Origin of the sequence: Bradyrhizobium sp. SZCCHNRI1009 (assembly GCF_032487575.1) — a bacterium.
Taxonomy (GTDB): Bacteria; Pseudomonadota; Alphaproteobacteria; order Rhizobiales; family Xanthobacteraceae; genus Bradyrhizobium.
This window is the reverse complement of sequence record NZ_JAUEUL010000026.1, coordinates 1-21,137: the sequence shown is the minus strand read 5'-3', so window position 1 is coordinate 21,137 and position 21,137 is coordinate 1. Positions and strand designations below refer to the sequence as shown.

General features: G+C 65.5%; 18 protein-coding genes and 1 pseudogene. 5 read left to right on the top strand and 14 right to left on the bottom strand.

The window, feature by feature from the left end; translation table 11 throughout:
* Nucleotides 1-50: 50 nt before the first annotated feature.
* Nucleotides 51-212, bottom strand: a complete 162-nt coding sequence (locus QX010_RS28850; RefSeq protein ID WP_316183121.1) for a hypothetical protein — start codon at nucleotides 210-212, stop codon at nucleotides 51-53.
* A 96-nt stretch (nucleotides 213-308) separates the two neighbouring features.
* Complete coding sequence (gene lepA / locus QX010_RS28845; protein WP_316183120.1) at nucleotides 309-2,120, bottom strand: translation elongation factor 4; 1,812 nt, start codon at nucleotides 2,118-2,120, stop codon at nucleotides 309-311.
* A 116-nt stretch (nucleotides 2,121-2,236) separates the two neighbouring features.
* Here lepA and QX010_RS28840 point away from each other — a divergent pair, with 116 nt between their 5' ends.
* A complete protein-coding gene (locus tag QX010_RS28840; protein WP_316183119.1) occupies nucleotides 2,237-3,841 on the top strand; it encodes a glycosyltransferase family 39 protein in 1,605 nt (534 codons plus the stop codon).
* A gap of 60 nt (nucleotides 3,842-3,901) precedes the next feature.
* Here QX010_RS28840 and QX010_RS28835 read toward each other — a convergent pair whose 3' ends face one another.
* From QX010_RS28835 to QX010_RS28815, 5 genes are all read right to left on the bottom strand, one after another.
* Nucleotides 3,902-4,231, bottom strand: a complete 330-nt coding sequence (locus tag QX010_RS28835) for an HPr family phosphocarrier protein (RefSeq protein ID WP_315800505.1) — start codon at nucleotides 4,229-4,231, stop codon at nucleotides 3,902-3,904.
* Nucleotides 4,228-4,629, bottom strand: coding sequence for a PTS sugar transporter subunit IIA (locus QX010_RS28830; RefSeq protein WP_006611446.1), 402 nt, complete (start codon nucleotides 4,627-4,629; stop codon nucleotides 4,228-4,230). Before QX010_RS28830 ends, QX010_RS28835 begins: the two co-directional genes overlap by 4 nt.
* Before the next feature lie 195 nt (nucleotides 4,630-4,824).
* Nucleotides 4,825-5,286 carry an HPr kinase/phosphatase C-terminal domain-containing protein gene (locus tag QX010_RS28825; RefSeq protein WP_316183118.1) on the bottom strand — a complete coding sequence of 154 codons (462 nt, stop codon included), beginning with the start codon at nucleotides 5,284-5,286 and terminating at the stop codon, nucleotides 4,825-4,827.
* A complete protein-coding gene (locus tag QX010_RS28820; protein WP_315800503.1) occupies nucleotides 5,283-7,088 on the bottom strand; it encodes a sensor histidine kinase in 1,806 nt (601 codons plus the stop codon). The genes QX010_RS28825 and QX010_RS28820 overlap by 4 nt, the downstream gene beginning before the upstream one ends.
* A 226-nt stretch (nucleotides 7,089-7,314) precedes the next feature.
* A complete protein-coding gene (locus QX010_RS28815; RefSeq protein ID WP_006611449.1) occupies nucleotides 7,315-8,016 on the bottom strand; it encodes a response regulator transcription factor in 702 nt (233 codons plus the stop codon).
* A 217-nt stretch (nucleotides 8,017-8,233) separates the two neighbouring features.
* On the opposite strand from QX010_RS28815, the gene QX010_RS28810 reads away from it, so the two are divergent.
* Entirely contained in the window at nucleotides 8,234-8,959 is a 726-nt protein-coding gene (locus tag QX010_RS28810) for a HugZ family protein (protein WP_316183117.1), read from the top strand.
* Nucleotides 8,960-9,639: 680 nt separating this feature from the next.
* On the top strand, nucleotides 9,640-11,253 hold the full coding sequence (locus QX010_RS28805) for a phosphoenolpyruvate carboxykinase (RefSeq protein WP_315800501.1): 1,614 nt from the start codon (nucleotides 9,640-9,642) through the stop codon (nucleotides 11,251-11,253).
* Between the two features lie 252 nt (nucleotides 11,254-11,505).
* Here QX010_RS28805 and QX010_RS28800 read toward each other — a convergent pair whose 3' ends face one another.
* The 3 genes and pseudogenes from QX010_RS28800 to QX010_RS28790 all read right to left on the bottom strand — a co-directional run bounded on the left by QX010_RS28800 (nucleotide 11,506) and on the right by QX010_RS28790 (nucleotide 15,464).
* Nucleotides 11,506-12,321, bottom strand: coding sequence for a thioesterase family protein (locus tag QX010_RS28800; protein WP_316183116.1), 816 nt, complete (start codon nucleotides 12,319-12,321; stop codon nucleotides 11,506-11,508).
* Nucleotides 12,322-12,426: 105 nt separating this feature from the next.
* On the bottom strand, nucleotides 12,427-14,934 hold the full coding sequence (locus QX010_RS28795; protein WP_315800499.1) for a glycogen/starch/alpha-glucan phosphorylase: 2,508 nt from the start codon (nucleotides 14,932-14,934) through the stop codon (nucleotides 12,427-12,429).
* 226 nt (nucleotides 14,935-15,160) lie between these two features.
* A pseudogene (locus tag QX010_RS28790) lies at nucleotides 15,161-15,464 on the bottom strand (GIY-YIG nuclease family protein).
* 178 nt (nucleotides 15,465-15,642) lie between these two features.
* Here QX010_RS28790 and QX010_RS28785 point away from each other — a divergent pair.
* Nucleotides 15,643-16,074: a hypothetical protein gene (locus QX010_RS28785; protein WP_315800497.1), complete on the top strand. Its 432-nt coding sequence runs from the start codon at nucleotides 15,643-15,645 to the stop codon at nucleotides 16,072-16,074.
* Nucleotides 16,075-16,203: 129 nt separating this feature from the next.
* Here QX010_RS28785 and QX010_RS28780 read toward each other — a convergent pair whose 3' ends face one another.
* Together QX010_RS28780 and pyrE are read right to left on the bottom strand one after the other, a co-directional pair.
* Nucleotides 16,204-17,019: a DUF2865 domain-containing protein gene (locus tag QX010_RS28780; protein WP_315800900.1), complete on the bottom strand. Its 816-nt coding sequence runs from the start codon at nucleotides 17,017-17,019 to the stop codon at nucleotides 16,204-16,206.
* A 188-nt stretch (nucleotides 17,020-17,207) separates the two neighbouring features.
* Entirely contained in the window at nucleotides 17,208-17,765 is a 558-nt protein-coding gene (gene pyrE / locus QX010_RS28775) for an orotate phosphoribosyltransferase (protein ID WP_316183115.1), read from the bottom strand.
* Between the two features lie 167 nt (nucleotides 17,766-17,932).
* Between pyrE and QX010_RS28770 the strand changes: the two genes are divergently transcribed.
* Complete coding sequence (locus tag QX010_RS28770; RefSeq protein ID WP_316183114.1) at nucleotides 17,933-18,559, top strand: glutathione S-transferase family protein; 627 nt, start codon at nucleotides 17,933-17,935, stop codon at nucleotides 18,557-18,559.
* Nucleotides 18,560-18,781: 222 nt separating this feature from the next.
* On the opposite strand, the gene QX010_RS28765 is transcribed toward QX010_RS28770, so the two are convergent.
* Entirely contained in the window at nucleotides 18,782-19,417 is a 636-nt protein-coding gene (locus QX010_RS28765; protein WP_315800494.1) for a LysE family translocator, read from the bottom strand.
* A gap of 85 nt (nucleotides 19,418-19,502) precedes the next feature.
* Nucleotides 19,503-20,702 carry a glycosyltransferase family 87 protein gene (locus QX010_RS28760; protein WP_316183113.1) on the bottom strand — a complete coding sequence of 400 codons (1,200 nt, stop codon included), beginning with the start codon at nucleotides 20,700-20,702 and terminating at the stop codon, nucleotides 19,503-19,505.
* Between the last annotated feature and the right edge of the window lie 435 nt (nucleotides 20,703-21,137).

Below are 21,137 nucleotides of genomic sequence, written 5' to 3'. Positions count from 1 at the left end.
CCCAGAATACCATTAAGGAACAGATACCGTAGTTGTACGGGAACACCGATTCAGCCGAGGGCGTCCCACGTTCCGCTTCCCCGTCGATCGCATTGGACGATCGGGGTGTCGTGCTCTTCCGTCACGACGTCGTCATGGCCGGGCTTGTCCCGGCCATCCCCGTCGTTCGGCACGCTGACAACCACGTGGATGCCCAGGGCAAGCCCGGCCATGACGGAGTAACTAATTGGCAGGATGGCTCGTCGCGACTGCCCAGCCGGTCTATGGGCGATAGCCCTGCGGTCGATCGAGCGGGCGGCGATCCGCCCTCAGCTGTCGACCTTGAGCGCGGCGATGAAGGCTTCCTGCGGGATGTCGACCTTGCCGAACTGCCGCATCTTCTTCTTGCCTTCCTTCTGCTTCTCCAGAAGCTTCCTTTTGCGCGTGATGTCGCCGCCGTAGCACTTCGCGGTGACGTCCTTGCGCAGCGCGCGCACGGTCTCGCGCGCGATCACCTTGCCGCCGATCGCCGCCTGGATCGGGATCTGGAACATGTGCGGCGGGATCAGGTCCTTCATCTTCTCGACCATGGCGCGGCCGCGCCCTTCGGCGCGGGTCCTGTGCACCAGCATCGACAGCGCATCGACCGGCTCGTTGTTGACGAGGATCTGCATCTTGACGAGGTCGGCCGGCTTGTAGTCGGTCAAATGATAGTCGAACGAGGCGTAGCCCTTGGAGACCGATTTCAGCCGGTCGTAGAAATCGAACACGACCTCGTTCAGCGGCAGGTCGTATTTGACCATCGCACGGGCGCCCACGTAGGTGAGCTCCTTCTGATTGCCGCGGCGGTCCTGGCACAGCTTCAGCACGCTGCCGAGATATTCGTCCGGTGTCAGGATCGTGGCCTCGATCCAGGGCTCCTGGATCTCGGCGATCTTGACCACGTCGGGCATGTCCACGGGGTTGTGGATCTCGATCTCCTCGCCGTCCGTCAGCTTCATCTTGTAGATGACGCTCGGCGCCGTGGCGATCAGGTTGAGATCGAACTCGCGCGACAGACGCTCCTGGATGATCTCGAGGTGCAACAGGCCAAGGAAGCCGCAGCGGAAGCCGAAGCCGAGCGCGGCGGATGTCTCCATCTCGAACGAGAAGCTGGCGTCGTTGAGCCGGAGCTTGCCCATCGCTGCGCGAAGCGTCTCGAAATCGTCGGCGTCGACCGGGAACAGGCCGCAGAATACGACCGGGATGGCCGGCTTGAAGCCCGGCAGCATCTCTGAGACCGGCTTGCGGTCGTCGGTGATGGTGTCGCCGACACGGGTGTCGGCCACCTCCTTGATCGCGGCGGTGATGAAGCCAATCTCGCCGGGCCCAAGCTCATCGACCTGCTGCATCTTTGGCGTGAAGAAGCCGACGCGCTCGACGTCATAGGCGGCCCCGGTGCCCATCATCCGGACGCGCTGGCCCTTCTTCATGACGCCGTCGACGATGCGCACGAGAACGACGACGCCGAGATAGACGTCGTACCAGCTGTCGACCAAGAGCGCCTTCAGGGTCGCATCGCGGTCGCCCTTCGGCGGCGGCAGCCGGGTGACGATCGCCTCCAGCACGTCGGGAATCCCGAGGCCGGTCTTGGCCGAGATCATCACCGCGTCGGAGGCGTCGATGCCGATGACGTCCTCGATCTGCTGCTTGATCTTCTCGGGCTCGGCGGCCGGCAGGTCGATCTTGTTGAGGACCGGAACGATCTCGTGGTTGTTGTCGAGCGCCTGGTAGACATTGGCGAGCGTCTGCGCCTCGACGCCCTGGCTGGCGTCGACCACCAGCAGCGAGCCTTCGCAGGCGGCGAGCGACCGCGACACCTCGTAGGCGAAGTCGACGTGGCCGGGCGTGTCCATCAGGTTGAAGATGTAGTCCTTGCCGTCCTTGGCGCGGTACTGCAGGCGCACGGTCTGCGCCTTGATGGTGATGCCGCGCTCGCGCTCGATATCCATCGAATCGAGCACCTGTTCCTTGCCCGCCATCTCGCGGTCCGACAGGCCGCCCGTCATCTGGATCAGGCGGTCGGCGAGCGTGGACTTTCCATGGTCGATATGGGCGACGATGGAGAAGTTGCGGATGTTGGGAATGGGGACGGTCGTCATGGGTCGCGCAGATAGCATCCCGAGCCCCCAACCAGCAACCATATTGCTGAATTTCCAGGGCCTTTCTTCACGCCAAGCTGATTCCCCGTGGCCCGAAAACAGGCTACCGAGGGCGGATGTCGAGTACCTCTCTTCCGCCTCTCGCGGCGCGCATGCGCGGCCGTCTCGGACCGCGGCGAATCTCCGCCTGGCTGGTGGCGCGCGCCACGGCGCCTGCAACGTCGGCCTGGGTGGTCATCGCCTTCGTGGTCGTCCATGCCGTGCTGTGGACCGCGATCCTGACCAATCTGAAGGCGGCGCAGGACGTCCACATGGACGTTGCCGAGGCCTATGCCTGGGGCAGCCGCTTCCTGTTCGGTTACGGCAAGCATCCGCCACTGTCGGGCTGGATCGCCGGGCTGTGGTTCTCGGTGTTTCCGGTCAAGGACTGGGCGACCTATGCGCTGGCGATGGCCGTGAACGGCAGCGGCCTCGTCATCGTCTGGCTCGCCAGCCTCAAGGTGGTCGACCGCCGCCGCGCCTTCTTCGTCATGGTGATGGTCGCGCTGTACCCGATCTTCAATTTCAAGGGCTTCAAGTACAACGCCGACCTGGTGCAGCTGCTGACCCTGCCGCTGCTGGTGCTGGCCTATCTCAACGCGTTCGAAAAGCGCAGCGCCGCCTCCGGCCTGTGGCTCGGCCTCGCCGGCGCGGCCGCGCTGATGACCAAATATTGGGTGCTGACCATGATCGGCGCCATCGGCCTTGCCGCGCTGCTGCACCCGGAACGGCTGCGCTTCCTGGCGTCGCCCGCGCCGTGGGTCGCGATCGTCGCCATGCTGGTGGCAATGATCCCGCATCTGGTGTGGCTGTGGCGGGTCGATTTCGTCGCCATCACCTATGCCGGGGATGTCTATACGCTGTCGGACCGCGGCCGGGCCGCCGAGCTCGTGCTCGGCTATGTCGGCCACAATCTGGCGCTGCTGGCTTTGCCGTTGGCGCTGGCGGCGCTGGTGATGGCCTGGCCGCCGCGCTTCGCCTTCCGCAACTGGCGCGGCGGTCCCAATCCCGGCGTGAATGTGAGCCAGGCGATCAATGTCTGGCTGGTGCAGGCGATCGTTGCCGTCGGGCCGCCGCTCGGCGGCCTCGCCTTCACGATCTACATGAAGACCGATTGGGGCATCTCGCTGTTCTTCCTGGTGCCGCTGGCGCTGGTCGCGATCCCTGCGCGGCGGCTGCGGTCGGTCATGCTGCCGCGGCTCGCCGCCGTCTGGCTCGTCCTGTCGCTGCTCACGCTGATCGCCTCGCCCTGGATTGCCCGGCGCGAGATGGCCGCCAATCCGAACGGCGCCACCGGCTACGGCGCCCGTTCGGAGCTGGCGCGGGAACTGACCAAAGCCTGGCACGCCCGATTCGGCTCGCCGTGGCCGCTGGTGGCCGGCTTTTCCGAGATGAACACGCCGATGACCTTCTACAGCCCGGACCACCCGCGGCCGTTCACCGTGCCCTACACGGCAGAGGAAACCTGGAATTCCGGCCTGAGCACGCTGGAAGACCTCGAGCGCGAGGGGTTCATCGGCATCTGCGACACCACCGACAACCGGATCGCGGCCTGCGAGGCCTGGATGGCCAAGGAGGCCCCGAAGGCCGAGCCGCTGGTGATGACCACCCAGCGCTTCTTCCACGGCCAGGCGGGCCCTGCAATCGTTTGGAAGGTGTATATTCAGGGACCGGGCAGGTAACCCAGAGCACGTCATTCCGGGTTCGTGCTTCGCGCGCCCCGGAATGACGATCCTAGGTGGTCACACGCCTTCTTCGTGGAACTTGTCGTTCACCAGGTCGGTGATCGCCTGCAGCGCGGCGTCGGCCTCGGGGCCGGTGGCGGAGACCAGGATCTTGGTTCCCGGCGCCGCCGCCAGCATCATCAGGCCCATGATCGAGCGCCCGCCGACAGTCTCGCCGCCGCGCGTCACCCAGACCTCGGCCTGGAACTTCTCGACCATCTGCACGAATTTCGCCGAGGCCCGCGCATGCAGGCCGCGCTTGTTGGTGATCAGCAGCTCTCGCGAGAGGGCTCCGGCAGGGACGGCCGGGCCGGCGACGTTGTCCTGCGGAGCATCCTCGTCGCTCATTTGCCGGCGAGCACGCGGCTGGCGATGGTGACGTATTTGCGGCCCGCCTCCTGCGCCATGGCGATGGCGTCGGGCAGCGAGCGTTCCTCGCGCACCTTGGCGAGCTTCACCAGCATGGGCAGGTTGATGCCCGCGAGCACCTCGACCTTGGGCCGGCTCATGCAGGAGATGGCGAGGTTCGACGGCGTGCCGCCGAACATGTCGGTGAGAATGGCGACACCGTCGCCGGTGTCGACGCGGTTCACGGCTTCGATGATGTCGCTGCGACAGAGATCGGAATCATCGTCGGCGCCAATCGTGACCGCTTCGATTTGTTTTTGAGGACCCATGACGTGTTCCAGCGCCGCCCTGAACTCGTCGGCGAGGCGCCCATGGGTCACCAGTACCAGGCCAATCATCGGATACTCCTCGCGGGCGCCTTGGGTGCACCGCACGAACGCGCCACTTTGACCATCCGGAGCCCTCGCGCAAGAGGGCATATTCGCGAGTCTCCCGGATTCTGGCATACAGAATGGGAGCTGGCGGCGGTCTAATCGGTCGCGATAGTGGGGCTGATATGGTTACCAATTTGCTCCACACAATCGGCCGAAAGATTACCGGAACATGAAAGTCTGGGTGGTAATAAGTGCCGCTACAACCATCGGGAAGGGTGAAAAACCCGGCCCCACGGGTATCCGTGGCAATTCGATACCGTTGAGGTGAATCCGAAGCGATTCGGCGTTCGGCAGGCGGGCAGCGTCCTCGGCCATCAGGTCAACCACAAGCCCAAGTTTCGCCTCCGACACATGGTCGCAGGCGCGGATTCCAAGGCCGCGGATCTCGATCAGCCCGGCCAGAGCGGGCGCGGGGCTCACCCACATTTCCCCGCGGCGTGTGGCGAGATGAACACGGTCGTCGCCCACCAGAACCGTTGGCGGCAGCTGTCCCGCGCGTCCGGCGAGGATCAGATCGAAGGCGAGTCGGGATTTGCCGGAACCGGAGGGACCCCGGATCAGGACGGCCTGCTCCCCCACCTGGACGGCAGATGCATGGATGCTCGCCGTTTCGTTCGTCACGACGCCGGCAGCCGGACGATGAAGCGAGCCCCGGCCGAGGTCGGATGTCCGTCGGCGTCGACAGGGCCGGGCCGGTTCTCGGCCCAGATCCGCCCGCCATGGGCGTCGATGATCTGCTTGGAGATCGACAGGCCCAGGCCGGAATTCTGGCCGAAGCCCTGGTGCGGCCGGTCCGTATAGAACCGCTCGAAGATGCGCTGCAGGGCGTCCTCGCGAATGCCGGGACCGTCATCATCGACGGTGATCTCGATCTCCGAGCGCACGCGCCGGCAGGTGATGCGCACCTTGCCGCCGGCGGCGGAGAACGATTGCGCATTCGACAGAAGGTTGGAGATCACCTGGCCGAGCCGCGAATCATGACCGGGCACCGAGAAGGTGTCGTTGGCGCCGCGGCCCTCGAAGCGGACCTCGACGGTGACGTCGGTGCCGAGCTTGGTCTCGTTGGCGACCGAGGTCAGCGTGTTCAGCAGGCGGCGCAGATCGACCAGGGTCATGTCCTGGCGCTGCAGCTCGGCATCGAGCCGGCTGGCGTCGGAAATGTCGGAGATCAGCCGGTCGAGCCGCTTCACGTCATGCTCGATCACGGCCAGCAGGCGGGCGCGGCTGTTGTCGTTGCGCGCCAGCGGCAGGGTCTCGACCGCCGAGCGCAGCGAGGTCAGCGGGTTCTTGAGCTCGTGGGCGACGTCGGCGGCGAACATCTCGATCGCCTCGATGCGGTTGTAGAGCGCGTCCGTCATGTCGCGCAGCGCGCCGGAGAGATGGCCGATCTCGTCGCGGCGGCGGGTGAAGTCGGGGATCTCGACGCGGGTCTTGATGCGGCGGCGGACGCGCTCGGCGCTGTCGGCGAGCCGGCGCACCGGACCTGCGATCGTGCTGGCGAGCAAGAGCGACAGCACGATCATCACCGCGGAGGCAACGCCGCCGACCTTCAGAATGGCAAGCCGCTCGGCGGTGACCATCTGGTCGATGTCGTCGCCCTGCGTCGACAGCATCAGGGCGCCGTGGATGGTGCGCGAGCGCTGCACCGACACCGCGACCGAGACGATCACTTCGCCGCGCGAGTTGACCCTGACCATGCTGCGCTTCTGGCCCTTCAGCGCGTCGGCGACTTCCTCGTAGCCGTTGCCGTTCTCGGGGCCGTATTCGCGGTACAGCGGCAGGTCGCCGCGATTGAGCCAGGTGCGCACCGAGATCAGCGCGCGCTCGACGAAGCCGGGCTTCTCGCTCGACGGCGGCGGCAGGTCGAAGCGCAGCACGTTCTCCAGATTGCGGCTGTCGAGCAGCAGCCCGCCATTCGGATCGTAGATGCGCGCGCGCGTCTTGGTCGGCGAGATCAGCGTGCGCAGCACCGGCGCGACGCGTTCCGGATTGATCGGGAAATCGAGCGGCGAATATTCGTCCGGCGCGCCGTAGCTCTCGCCCGGCTTGAGATCGAGCAGGCGCTCGGGGTCGATGGTGATGGTGTTGGTCTGCACGGTTGCCGAGGCGGCGATGGCGCCGGCGATGATCTCGGCCTGCACCAGCAGACTCTGCGCGCGCGCGTCGATCAGGCCGGCGCGGAACTGCGACAGATACAGAATGCTTGCAACCAGTGCGAGCAAGCCGGCGATGTTCAGCGAGACGATGCGGCGGGTGAGGCTCGAGAACGACAGCGCGAACAGGAACTGTCCGGCGCGGCGCAGCCAGCTCAGCGGACGCTGCCAGCCGGAGACCCTCGGGGTCTCCTCCGCCGCGTCGGACGCGATCGTCGCCGCGGCGTCGTGGCCATTCACTGCTGGGTCAAGCTGCGTGCGATCGAGCAATGTGAGTGCTCCGATTCCGAATTTCGTAGGGGTTGTGCGGCGAATTCCCGTGAGAACTCGACTTGCCGCACCCGAATTCGCCGCAACAATGGCCCCGTTCCGGCATCTGCGCCCGGATAAACGCGCAGGAGGCGTAGCCTATCCAATCGAGACCGCGACGTCAGCGCGCAATTTCGCATGACGTCGCGCAAGGCAATGCTTCAGGTCCCTGCTTCAGGCCTTGGCTTCAGGTTTCCTTGAAGCGATAGCCGACGCCGTAGAGGGTCTCGATCATCTCGAACTCCTCGTCGACCATCTTGAATTTCTTGCGCAGCCGCTTGATGTGGCTGTCGATGGTGCGGTCGTCGACATAGACCTGGTCGTCATAGGCCGCGTCCATCAGCGCATTGCGGCTCTTGACCACGCCCGGACGCTGCGCCAGCGCCTGCAGGATCAGGAACTCGGTGACGGTCAGCGTAACCGGCTCGTTCTTCCAGGTGCAGGTGTGGCGCTCCGGATCCATGCGCAGCAGGCCGCGATCGAGCGCCTTGGCGTCGTTCTCCTTCGGCAGCGCCGTCGGATCCTTGGGCTGCGAGCGGCGCAGCACGGCCTTGACGCGCTCCACCAGCAGGCGCTGCGAGAACGGTTTGCGGATGAAGTCGTCCGCGCCCATCTTCAGGCCGAACAGCTCGTCGATCTCCTCGTCCTTGGAGGTGAGGAAGATCACCGGCAGGTCGGACTTCTGGCGCAGCCGCCGCAGGGTCTCCATGCCGTCCATGCGCGGCATCTTGATGTCGAGGATGGCGAGATCAGGCTGGCTGGTCCGAAAACCGTCGAGCGCCGACGCACCATCGGTATAGGTCATGATCCGATAACCCTCGGCCTCGAGCGCGATGGAGACGGATGTCAGAATGTTGCGGTCGTCATCGACCAAGGCGATTGTGGGCATGAGCCTGCTTTCAGAGTCTGGTTACGCCGAGACTTCGAGAATCAAGATAAGGGCCGCGTATTTGGGCTTCGAACATGGTCAACGAGCAATGCAAGCTGGGCTGAAGTGTGACCGAGTTCCACAAATACCATGGCAAAGTCTTGTGCCGTGCCCAGGTTTGTGGCCCGTTTAGCCGAAAAAAGGCCTTCATTGCAACTGGATGGACGAGGGAAAGACGATGTCTGCGAGCTTTAACCCTAACCGCGTCACGCATTCCCTGCTGCGCCGAAGCCGGCAGGGCGCCCTTGCGACCTTGATGGTTGGTTCTGGCGATCCCTACTGCTCCCTCGTCAACGTCGCCACCGCGTCCGATGGTGCTCCGATCATCCTGATTTCGCGATTAGCTGTGCACACCAGAAATCTACTTGCCGATTCGCGCGTGTCGCTGATGCTCGATGAACGCGCGCCGGGCGATCCGCTCGAGGGATCTCGCATCATGCTGTCGGGCAAGGCCGAGCAGGCCGCCGACGACAATCGCGAGGTGCTGCGCCGTCGGTATCTCAATGCGCATCCGTCCGCTGCGGACTATGCTGAATTCGCCGACTTCTCGTTCTTCGTGATTCGTCCGTCAGGCGCGCATCTCGTCGCCGGATTCGGCCGCATCGTCGATCTCAAGCCGGAGCAGTTTCTCACGGATATATCCGTTGCTGACGAACTGATTCTGGCAGAGCAGGGCGCCGTCGATCACATGAACGAAGATCACCGCGAGGCGCTCGCCCTCTACGCGACGAAGCTGCTCGGCGCCGAAGCAGCGGAGTGGCGGTGTAGCGGCTGTGACCCGGAGGGATTGGATCTGATGGCCGACGGCAGGACGCTGCGGCTCGAGTTTCCCGAGCGCGTGACCACGCCCGGGGCGTTGCGCAAGATGCTGGTGCGGCTTGCTGACGAGGCCCGCGCGAAGTGAGGTGTAGTTCGAGCCCACTTTGATGACTGTGCTCATCTCCCGTGACGGAAGACGGCGAAGTTCACGCATGAAGGCAGCTTGTGGTGAATCTCGATGTGCGCGCTCCATGTCCTGCAGAGGGTGAGCGTCGCGCAAACTTCGTGGCGTGGGCGCGAGTGAGCTCGTTGACGTCGCGGCCGGGAGAATCGGACGATGTGATCCCGCAGGCGCGAGGCCATCGTGAAGGGAAGCTGGCTGATCGGGTGTGGCGACGACACGGCCGATCACCGGCACATTCCGTCGGCTCGGGCGGCCTCCCTTGATCGGTTTCCGCGAGGCGCTGCGACAGCCGCTGCCGGATGCCCGGTCGTCGCTTGGTCTTCGTTTGCCTGCGCGAATCCGTCGATTCGAGCGTCGTTCATCGTTCCTTGTGAAACCCAACCGCGCTGATATATCTGTTGCGTTGCAGCATCTGAGCGCAGCGCAGGTGGCTGCTGCTGGAATGTGCATGGCGCGGCAAAAGATGAGCTACGTGCATCACGAATTGCCAATAACCAATTGGGCCGGATCGTCTTGGCAAGACCAGCGTTGATCAGTATTAGGTCGGCGACCGCGCTTCGATAAGGCGATGTAACGGCAACGGTCACCGCGCAACGCGCGCGACTGCGCGCGACGGACGCGGGCTCTCAGGAGGGATCTTCGTGCAAGAGACGGGTATTCGCAACGGCGCCTTCGGTGCCGACAAGTTCGGCTTAAAGAACCTCAAGCAGGTGCACTGGAATCTCGGCGCTCCCCAGCTCTATCAGTATTCGCTGGCGGCGGGCGAGGCGGTGCTGTCGGCCGACGGGGCGCTTTGCGCGGATACTGGCGAGTTCACCGGTCGCAGCCCGAAGGACAAGTTCACGGTGCGAGACGCCTCCACCGAAAAAATGTGGTGGGCGGGCAACCAGGCGATCACGCCCGAGCAGTTCGAGGCGCTGCATCAGGATTTCATCAAGCACGCCGAAGGCAAGACCCTGTTCGCGCAGGATCTCTATGGCGGCGCCGACCCCACCTTCCGCATCAAGACGCGCGTTTTCACCGAGCTCGCCTGGCACTCGCTTTTCATCCGCACGCTTCTGATCCGCCCCGAAAAGATCGAGCTCGACACCTTCGTGCCGGAGCTCACGATCATCGACATGCCGAGCTTCCGCGCCGACCCGAAACGTCACGGCGTGCGCTCGCAGAACGTCGTCGCGATCGATTTCGCCCGCAAGATCGTCCTGATCGGCGGGTCTTATTATGCCGGCGAGATGAAGAAGAGCGTGTTCACGACGCTCAACTACTATCTGCCCGCGCGCGGCGTGATGCCGATGCACTGCTCGGCCAATGTCGGGCCGAAGGGCGACACCGCGATCTTCTTCGGCCTGTCCGGCACCGGCAAGACCACGCTGTCGGCCGATCCGAACCGCACCCTGATCGGCGACGACGAGCACGGCTGGGGCCCGTCCGGCGTGTTCAACTTCGAGGGCGGCTGCTACGCCAAGTGCATCAAGCTGTCGAAGGAAGCCGAGCCGCAGATCTTCGCGGCGTCGACCCGTTTCGGCGCCGTGCTCGAGAACGTGGTGCTCGACGAGGACAACCGCGTCCCCGATTTCGACGACGGCTCCAAGACCGAGAACACCCGCTCCGCCTATCCGCTCGACTTCATTCCGAACGCTTCGCGCACGGGCCGTGCGCCGCATCCGAAGAACGTCGTGATGCTCGCCGCCGACGCCTTCGGCGTGCTGCCGCCGATCGCAAAGCTGTCGCCGGCGCAGGCGATGTACCACTTCCTGTCCGGCTACACCGCCAAGGTCGCCGGCACCGAGCGCGGCCTCGGCAACGAGCCGCAGCCGGAGTTCTCGACCTGCTTCGGCTCGCCGTTCCTGCCGCTCGATCCGTCGGTCTACGGCAACATGCTGCGGCAGCTGATCGCCGAGCACAATGTCGACTGCTGGCTGGTCAACACCGGCTGGACCGGCGGCAAGTACGGCACGGGCTCGCGCATGCCCATCAAGGTGACGCGTGCGCTGCTGACGGCGGCACTCGACGGCTCCTTGCGCAACGTCGAGTTCCGCACCGACAAATATTTCGGCTTCGCGGTGCCGACCGCGCTGCCGGGCGTGCCGAGCGAGATTCTCGACCCGGTCAACACCTGGAAGGACAAGGCCGAGTTCGACAAGACCGCGCGCGCGCTGGTCGGCATGTTCCAGAAGAATTTTGCCAAGTTCGAAGCCCAGGTTGACGCCGACGTCCGCGCTGCGGCGCCGGATCTGAAGCTGGCTGCGGAGTAGGGCTGCAAACGCAAATGGGCCAGCCGCATTGCGGCTGGCTCTTACTATTTTCCCGCTCCCTCTGCTGATGCACGAGAGGGGCGAACTCAAGCCCCATCCACCGCTGTCGTCCCGGCGAACGCCGGGACCCATAACCACAGGGCGGTGTGATGCGGCATGCTGGCCGCTCCAGCCTTCGCCAAATTGCCGACGGTGGTTATGGGTCCCGGCTCAAGGCCGGGACGACACCGTTCATTTTGCCGGCGTCCAGGCTCACGCCTTGAAATACGCGATCTGCGTCGTCGTCGCGAGCAGCCGGCCGGACGGCGACCAGAGCTCGCCATGCTGGTCCTGGTAGCTCCTGTTGAACACCTTGGCGTCTGCGGTCGCGAGCACATGCGTGATGTCCTCGGCGGCCAGTTCCTCGCGGCTGACGTGGAAGTAGGTGGTCAGCGACACCGTGCCGAACGGAATCAACTCGCCACGGACATGGAACGCGCGGCCGAAGAAGGCGTCCGACATCGACAGCAGCGACAGGCAATCCAGCTTGCGCGGCTTGCGGTCGGAGATCCACAGCCGCGAATAGGCGCTGCGCGGTTCGTCTGAACGACTGCCGAAGTCCGGCCGTCCCTCCACGAAGCGGAAGTCGTACTGCTTGGTCCAGGACATTCCCGCATCAGGATAGCGCCTGACCTGATCGAACGGCGGCGCGTCGGGCTTGACGGCCGGCTGGTGCGACCACGATGGCCGGCGCTCGGCGAAGACAGCGGTCGCCAGCGTGGCCGCGTCGGCATCGCCCTGGCTCAGCTCGACGCACCAATGCTGCGAGGAGCGGTTGGCCTTCACCAGCCGGACGTCGAGATCGAACGGTCCCTCCGCGATCGGCGCGCAGTAGTTGACCGTCATCGCCAGCGGATCGCCGGCGATTTGCGGATGCTGGATCAAGGCGCGCAGCACGGTCGCCGCCGTGACGCCGCCGAACGGGCCGACGAAAGCCCAGTAGTCCGGGCTGGTCCTTCCCTGCCAGCGGCTGTCGCCGGCGGTGACGCGGGTGGCCTCGTCGAACAGGTGAACTGGCGGTTCGGTCATGCATTTCTCCCGACGGTCATCGTATGATGGCCGTCAGGTGAAACGCAATGGAACGCCTCTGCAATGACGTCATGGGTCATTGCTGAAGGCGAGGGGAAGGGCCCGTCACGCCCGCTGCGCGTGCACCGGTGCCATCACCGGGCCGACCGGCACGTTCCAGATGTCGTCGGCATATTCGCGGATGGTGCGGTCGGAGGAGAACCACGCCATGCGCGCGACGTTGAGGATCGAGGCGCGGGTCCAGGCCGGCACGGTCTGCCAGCGTGCATCGATGCCGCGCTGGGCCTCGTAGTAGGAATCGAAATCGGCCGAGACCATGTAGTGGTCGAGATGGCGCAGCGCATGTGCGATCGGCTCGAACCGGCCGGGCTCGTCCGGCGAGAACGCGCCGGTCGCGATCGCATCGATCGCGCGCGCCAGCCGCGGTGACCGGTGGATCACGTCGGTCGCGTCCAGCCCCTGCTTGCGGCGGAGCATGACCTCGTCGGCCTCCATGCCGAAGATCGCGATGTTGTCGGCGCCGACATTGTCGCGGATCTCGATATTGGCGCCGTCCAGCGTGCCGATGGTAAGCGCGCCGTTCAGCGCCAGCTTCATGTTGCCGGTGCCGGAGGCCTCCATGCCGGCGGTCGAGATCTGCTCGGAGAGATCCGCCGCGGGAATGATCGCTTCGGCCAGGCTGACATTGTAGTCCGCCATGAACACGACCTTCAGCTTGCCGCCGATCGCGGGATCGTTGTTGACGACCTCGGCGACGTCGTTGATCAGCTTGATGATCAGCTTGGCGTAGCGGTAGCTCGCCGCCGCCTTGCCGGCGAAGATCTTCACCCGCGGAACCCAGTCGCGCTGCGGATCATCTTTCATGTCCTGGTACAGGGCGACCGCTTCCAGGATGTTCAGGAGCTGGCGCTTGTATTCGTGAATGCGCTTGATCTGCACGTCGAACAGCGCGCCCGGATCGAGGCGCACGTTCATGCGCTCGCCGATCAGGCGCGCCAGCAGCACCTTGTTGTGGTGCTTCACGCTGCGGAACTTCTGGTGGAAGCCGGCGTCGGCCACGTAGCTCTCGAGGCTCGAGAGCAAGGTCGGATCGTCGACGACGGCGTCGCCGCAGGCCTCGCACAACAGGTTCGTCAGCTTGGGATTGGCCAGGGTCAGCCAGCGGCGGAAGGTGATGCCGTTGGTCTTGTTGGTGATGCGGCCGGGATAGAGATGATTGAGATCGTGGAACACGGTCTCCTTCATCAGGTCGGAATGCATCGCCGAGACGCCGTTGATGCGGTGCGAGCCGACGAAGGCGAGCTGGCCCATGCGCACGCGGCGGCCGCTCTTCTCGTCGATCAGGGACACCGAGGCGCGGTAGTCGATGTCACCCGGTGCGCGCTGCTCGGCGAGCGCGAGATGCTGCGCATTGATGCGGTAGATGATCTCGAGATGGCGCGGCAAGAGGCGCTCGAACAGCTCGACCGGCCAGGTCTCGAGCGCCTCCGGCAGCAGCGTGTGGTTGGTGTAGGACAAGGTCGCGATGGTGATCTTCCAGGCCTCGTCCCAGCGGAAATTGTGCAGGTCGACCAGGATCCGCATCAGCTCGGCGACCGCGAGCGAAGGATGCGTGTCGTTGAGCTGCACCGCGGCCTTCTGCGCCAGGCTGCGCAACTGGCCGTCGGAGCCGAGATGGCGCTTGACGAGGTCCTGCAGCGAGGCCGAGACGAAAAAGTATTCCTGGCGCAGCCGCAGCTCGCGGCCCGCCGGGCTCTCGTCGTTCGGATACAGGAACTTGCAGATCGCCTCGGCGCGCGCCTCTTCGGCGGAGGCGCCGAGATAGTCGCCGGAGTTGAACACGTCGAGCTTCAGCGGGTCGGGCGAGCGCGCCGACCACAGCCTGAGCGCATTCACATGCTGGCCGCGCCAGCCGACGATCGGCGTGTCATAGGCGACCGCCTGCACGGTTTCGCCGGGATGCCAGATCGCGCGGTCGCGGCCCTTGTCGTCGACATGCTCGACGCCGCCGCCGAAATGGACGTGATAGACCACCTCGGGGCGTTGGAACTCCCAGGGATTGCCGAACGACAGCCAGACGTCGGGATATTCGTGCTGCCAGCCGTCGACGATGACCTGGCGGAACAGGCCGAAATCATAGCGGATGCCGTAGCCGATCGCCGGGATCTGCAACGTCGACATGCTCTCCATGAAGCACGCCGCCAGTCGTCCCAGGCCGCCATTGCCGAGCGCGGCATCCGGCTCGCATTTGCGCAGGTCCATCAGGCCGACGCCGAGATCGCCGAGCGCGGTCTCGAACACCTTCATCAGGCCCATGTTGTTGAGCGCGTCGGTGAACAGACGGCCGATCAGGAATTCGAGGCTGAGATAATAGACCCGCTTGCGCCCGGCATCGTAGCTCTCCTTGTCCGCGGTCAGCCAGCGATGCACGATGCGGTCGCGCAAGGTCAGCGCCGCGGCGTGATACCAGTCCTGTTGCGTCGCCTGGCTCGCCTCCTTGCCGATGGCGAGGCGAAGCTTGGCCAGGATGTCGCTCTTGATCTCAGCGACCGCCAATTCGTCGACGGGCTGGCCGGTGCTTACGAAGCTGCGCTGGGACGGCTGATCTGTCACCTTGGAAACCTGTGATGCTACGAGGAACCGGTAAAAGCATACGATGGTTGCGCGCGGTCCGAAACCCGGGGAAAGGCTGGTCCGCACAGCAAGGTGATGGAAAATGATGCAAAGTTCAGGCCGGGTTCCGGGCAGGGAACGCGGAAGGCTGTTGCTGCGGGTGCGTGGGAGAGATGGATCGAGGTCTCTCGACCGTCGTCATCCCGGCGAAAGCCGGGATCCAGACTCACCGGCCTACGATCAGGCCCGACAAGTCACTCCAATCAGGGTTGTCCGTCTCAATCAGCTCGACCTTCCAGTCGCGATGCCAATTCTTGAGCTGCTTCTCGCGGGCGAATCGCCTCTAGCGGGCGCGCGAAACGTTCGACATAGACAAGCCGAAAAACCTTGTACCTGCTGACGAACTTGGACCCTCGCCCGGCACGGTGGTCTTCAAGGCGCTTCCTGACATCGTTGGTCACCCCGATGTACAGCGTGCCGTGGTGGCCACTGGCAAGAATGTAGACCGTCCATGCGGCCTCAGTGCTCATAGCGCGTGCCAAACAATCGGCTGCGGTGGGTCTGGGTCCCGGCTCGGGGGCCGGGACGACGACAATTGACTTCCTTTTTCAAATAGAACAAATTAAGAACAATTTAGCAAGCGATCGTTATCCCTACAGCGATTCGATCCGCCAGCCCCCGGCATCAGTGCATCCCGCGAGCACACCCATGTCCAATATCGCCTTCGATCCTCTGGCCCTGACCCGCATTGCCGACTTCGCGCGCAGTCTGACGCGGCTGCACAAGACCGCGCGGCGGCGGGCCGTCGACGACGACCAGATCGACCGCGCGTTCAACGCGGTGTGCATGTCGGTCTGGGGCTACACCACCGACGACATTTCCGACGACCTGTTCTCGGCCACCGACCACACCTTCCTCGATGGCCTCGACGAGGCGCGGGCGCGCATCTTTGCCGCCGAGCAAGGCTACGATCTGGTCGACGACGAAGGCATGCTGTCGGACTGGTGGGGCTTCTGCTGGATGATCCTCGCCGAGAAGCGCGGCCTGCTGACGCCGGACAACCGCGCCGCCGCGCGGGCGGCGATCGAGGAAAAGTACCTGGAAGCGCCGAACGTCATCGGCGTGATCGTGGGACGCTAGGTCAGCGTTCCGTCATTGCGAGCGCAGCGACGTGTCCGCCGAAGCCCGCAGGGCGAAGGCGGAAGCATCCAGGGTGGAGTGCGAGACTCTGGATTGCTGCGCTGCGCTCGCAATGACGAGGACTAAAATTCAATCCACGTCCGCGCGTTTGGCGCGGCCCGTGGCCGGCTTCGGCGCGATTGCCATCGGCGGCGCGACGCTGACATTGCCGGCATTGGCCTCGGGCGGCGGCATGGCGGCGAGCGCATCGGCCGCCAGCATCTCGGCGCGCACCGGCGCCACCTTCATCTCGCTCAGCTTGGCCCGCGTGTCCGAGGTCAGCCCGGGATAGGAGGCGACCGGCTTGAAGTCGGCCGGCTGGCCGCCGCTGCCGCGCGTGCCCGAATAGGCGACGAGGCCGTCGCTGGTGGCGACCACGTCGCCGGGACGCAGCGAGGTGTCGAGCGACAGATCGACCGGCGCCAGCCCGGCCGGATCGCGGCCGTTGCAGGTGCAGTCGGCGCGCAGCGCCTGCCGATAGGCGAACGCGGTCTCGCTGTCGGCATAGCGCTCGCCATTGCTGGCGGTCGCGTAGTCGATGTTGGAGCCGTAATAGATCCTGGTCGGGCTCGCCGGGCAGAACGCCTGGCACATCTGCGCCGGCGAGGCGAGGCCGCGCGTCAGCGGAAAATAGCGGCCGTCACAGGTGCGCACGCAGAACGCCGCGCCTGATCCGGACGCCACGCGCGGCTGTGGGGCGGCCTGCGGGTTGGTGCCGAACGGATCGAAGGAGCTGCCCTGCGCTGGCCGCTGCGATTGCGGCTTGTTGAAGCCGCCGAACAGGAAGTCGAACAGGCCCTGGGCCGACGCCATCCGCGGCGCCAGCGCGCCGGCGGCGACGAGGCCGACCGTCGCCGCGACAGCGACGTGGCGGGACCTCCGCCGAAACGACAACACGCTACGCAACGCCCGCTCCATCGCCAGGATCTTCACCGCAAAGCCACGCCGTGACGCGGCAACCCACGTCGCCCGATCATGTGCGATCGAACGCGCCATGCCCAAGGCACGGCGCCATCAGCTTTGCGGTAACCTTAACGGGCGTTGGTAAATGAGCGGTATGCGCGGGCAGTGAATTGCGCCGCGCGCCAGGCGCCTCAGAGGAATTCGCGCGCCTTGTAGAGCGCCTGGAACGGCAGGCCGGCCTGGGCGAAGGTCTCGGCGGCGCCTTCCTCGCGATCGACCATGGTGAACACCAGCGCCACCTCGGCGCCGGCCTCGCGCAGGGCTTCCACCGCCTTCATCGCCGAGCCGCCGGTGGTGGTGACGTCCTCGACCACGACGATGCGTTTGCCCGCCAGGGTCTCGTCGCGGGCCAGGCCCTCGATCGCCAGCCTGGCGCCGTGCTCCTTCGGCTTCTTGCGCACGAAGAAGGCCGCGATCGGATGGCCCTTGATCCAGGAGATCTGGGCGATGGCGCCGGCCAGCGGCACCGCGCCCATCTCCAGGCCGCCGATATAATCGAAGCCTTCGTCCTTCAGCGCCTCATAGGTGAGCTCGGCGAGCAACGTGGCGCCCTCCGGGTCCATCATGGTCGGCTTCAGGTTGAAATAGAAATCGCTCTTGCGGCCGGAGGCCAGCGTGATCTCGCCACGGCCGAACGAGCGCCTGCGGATGATCTCGAGGAGGCGGGCGCGGGAGGCGGATTTGGACACGGCGTTTCCCCTGAGGGTGGATTCTTGGGTGGCGCAATCTATCGGGGGCGGGCGGCGGAGACCAGCCGCCACGATGTCCCATCAACAACGCTACGTTTGAAGCCGGATGCAGTTTCGAGCTAATGGGAGCCCGCGACCAAGCAAGGACGATTGGGAAGGATGCCCGTATGACGATCGAGCTGTACACCTGGAACACCCCGAACGGGCGCAAAATCTCGGTCGCGCTGGAGGAGATGGCGCTGCCCTACCGCGTCATTCCGGTCGACATCACCAAGGGCGCCCAGATGGCGCCGGAGTTCCTGGCGATCAGCCCCAACAACAAGATCCCGGCGATCGTCGATCCCGACGGCCCGGATGGCAAGCCGGTCAGCGTGTTCGAGTCCGGCGCCATCCTGCTCTATCTGGCCGAGAAGACCGGCCAGTTCCTGCCGAGATCCGTCGCCGAGCGGATCCCGGTCTATGAATGGCTGATGTGGCAGATGGGCGGTTTCGGCCCGATGCCCGGCCAGGTGCACCATTTCATCGCGCTGACCGACGAACAGGACCGCGCCTACGGCCTCAAGCGCTACATGGCCGAGACGGTCCGGCTCTATGGCGTGCTCGACCGCCGGCTGGCGCAGCACGAGTTCGTCGCAGGCGCGCTCTCGATCGCCGACTTCGCCATTCTCGGCTGGGCCTGGCGCCACCCGCGCCACAAGGTCGATCTGGCCGACTTCCCCCACGTCAAGCGCTGGTACGATACCCTGATGGCCCGCCCCGCCGTGAAGCGCGGCATGGAGGCGAAGCTGGATTGATGGCCGCTGCTCTGTCGCTGGGGGGCGACGCTGTCTTCCGCGCCGGCGGTGCGCTCCCTCTCCCGCTTGCGGGGGAGGGTCGGGGAGGGGGAGCCACACGGGCGGTATCGCTCTAGCGCGAACATGCCCGCCCCGTCGCATGCCGGCGCGTGAGCCGGCCTCCTCCACATCCCCCGTCGCTAAAGGGAGCTTCGGCGGACAGGACGGAGGAGCCGATGGAAATCACCCGCGCCGCGCCTCCAGCGCCATCCGCACCGCAAGTCCCGCGAGCACCGTGCCCATCAGATAGCGCTGTACCAGCGCCCAGCTCGGCCGTGTCGCCAGGAACAGCGCGATCGATCCCGCCGCCATGGCGATCATGGCGTTGACGCTGACGCTGATCACGATCTGGATCGCGCCCAGCACCACCGACTGCGTCAGCACGCTGCCGACAGCGGGATCGATGAACTGCGGCAGCAGCGCCAGATACAGCATCGCGATCTTCGGGTTCAGCAGGTTGGTGGCGAGCCCCATCAGGAATAGCCGACGCGGGCTGTCGATGGCGAGCTTCCTCACCTGGAATGGCGAGCGTCCGCCCGGCTTCACCGCCTGCCAGGCCAGATAAAGCAGGTAGGCCGCGCCGGCGAGGCGCAGCGCGTCATAGGCGAACGGCACGGCAAACAGCAGCGCCGTGATGCCGAACGCCGCGGCCAGCATGTAGGCCAGAAAGCCTGTGGCGACGCCGCCGAGCGAGATCAGGCCGGCGGCGTGGCCCTGCGTGATCGAGCGCGAGATCAGATAGATCATGTTCGGCCCGGGCGTCAGCACCATGCCGAGCGAGACGAGCGCGAAGGCGAGCAGGGACGATGTGTGCGGCATGACTGGCTCGATGATCGGGATCTCTGCCGCCTGCTTTAGCGCGGACGATCACGCATCGTCATCCGATCGATTGCACCGAGAGCAATCAGCCCGCCGGCGGCGGCGCGGCGTTCAGCGCCGGCAGCCGTCTGCCGGAGCGGTCGAACACACCGGCGATGCTCAATGCCAGCAGCACCAGCAGAATGGCCGCCGCGAGCGGCACGGAGTGCCCGATCATGGCGAGCAGGCAGGCCCCCAGCGCGATCACCACGCCGATCTCCAGCGGCGCGATCGGCTCTCCGGCGTCGCTCCGCGCCTTCCAGTGGATCGCGATCCCCGCCGCCGCCATCGGCATGTCATAGATCATCGCATAGGGCGTGGCGATGATGCTGCCGACCGCGACCAGCGCGATCGCCTGCTGCGTTGAGCCGCGTCGCCACGCATCCCAGACCATCACGACGATGGAGCAGGACAACAGCAGCTGAACCAGGTAGCCGATCGGCGGCGGCGCGCCGAGCGTGTGCAGGCCCGCGATGACCGTCGGCATCATGTGATCGAGGCTGGGCTGGTTGGCCTGCAATTGCGCCTGATAGCTCGGAAACTTCACGATCCATTCGAGCCAGATCCACGGATCGAGCGCAGCGCTGGTAACGACCGCGACGATCACGGTCGTGGCGATGGCCGACAGGATGGCGCGCCAGTTGCGCGACGCCAGCAGCACGACCGGCATCAACAGCACGAATTGCGGCTTGTAGGCGAGCAGGCCGAGCAGGACGCCGGCAATGACGGGATGGCGCGCGAGCAGGCGCAGTCCGCCGATCAGCAAGGCCGCCGAGAGAAAACCGTTCTGGCCGGTGATCGCGTTGATCAGCGTCGTCGGCGCGGCGAGCAGCGCAAGGCCCGACAGCGAGCGCCAGTCGCGGCCGAGCGTCGCCAGGCCATGCAGCGCGAACGTCACCGAGATCCAAGAGACATAGGCGACAGGCAGCGCCAGCATCCCCAGTGGGATCAACGCCAGCAGGAAGGTCGGCGGGTAAGGATAGGGAAATCCGCCGCCGCCGAGGGCGGGATCCAGCGTCTGCTGGTAGCGCGCGAGCGCGACAGGATCGTAGATGCCGGCGCCAGACAGCGCGGCATACTTGCCGAACGACCACAGGCCGAAGAAGTCACCGAACGCCGGCTGCGGCGAGGACAGCGCCCAGCTGACGAGATAGGCGCCATTGTAGAGCACGAGCGCGGCCAGCACGATCAGCAGCGCGCGCCGGTCGCGCATCTCGGGGTGGGCTGCGGATGAGATCGCGGTCATGGGAGCCTGTCGAGGCCAGGGTGTTCGGCGCCATCGGCGCAGTCGTGGCGTAGGGTTGGTCGATGCCGCCACGCGATCACGCGCACGCGGTGCCCCTCCAACTCTGCCAGGGCACGCTGCACGCCGTGTTACCGGTCGTCCGGATGACCAGGCGCGATCTCATCGTGCCTAACGACAGGTAAAATCGCCGCGGGGGCCGAGTGACCTCGGTTGGGGGCCGGCGTCGCCGCCGCATCAAGCAACGTTCTCGCCCCAAAACTTTCTTGTTGCTATTTTTCCGAAATCATGGTTTGATCCGTGCATCCCGTCCTCATGCAGAGGGGCGTACGCGTCGTCACGATACGTAGAGGCGGGGAGCGGTGGCCGCGGGCCTGTCAGGTGCTGATGCGCTGGACGATTGGCAGCTCGCGGACGGTCAAGCCGTGTGGTCCTGGC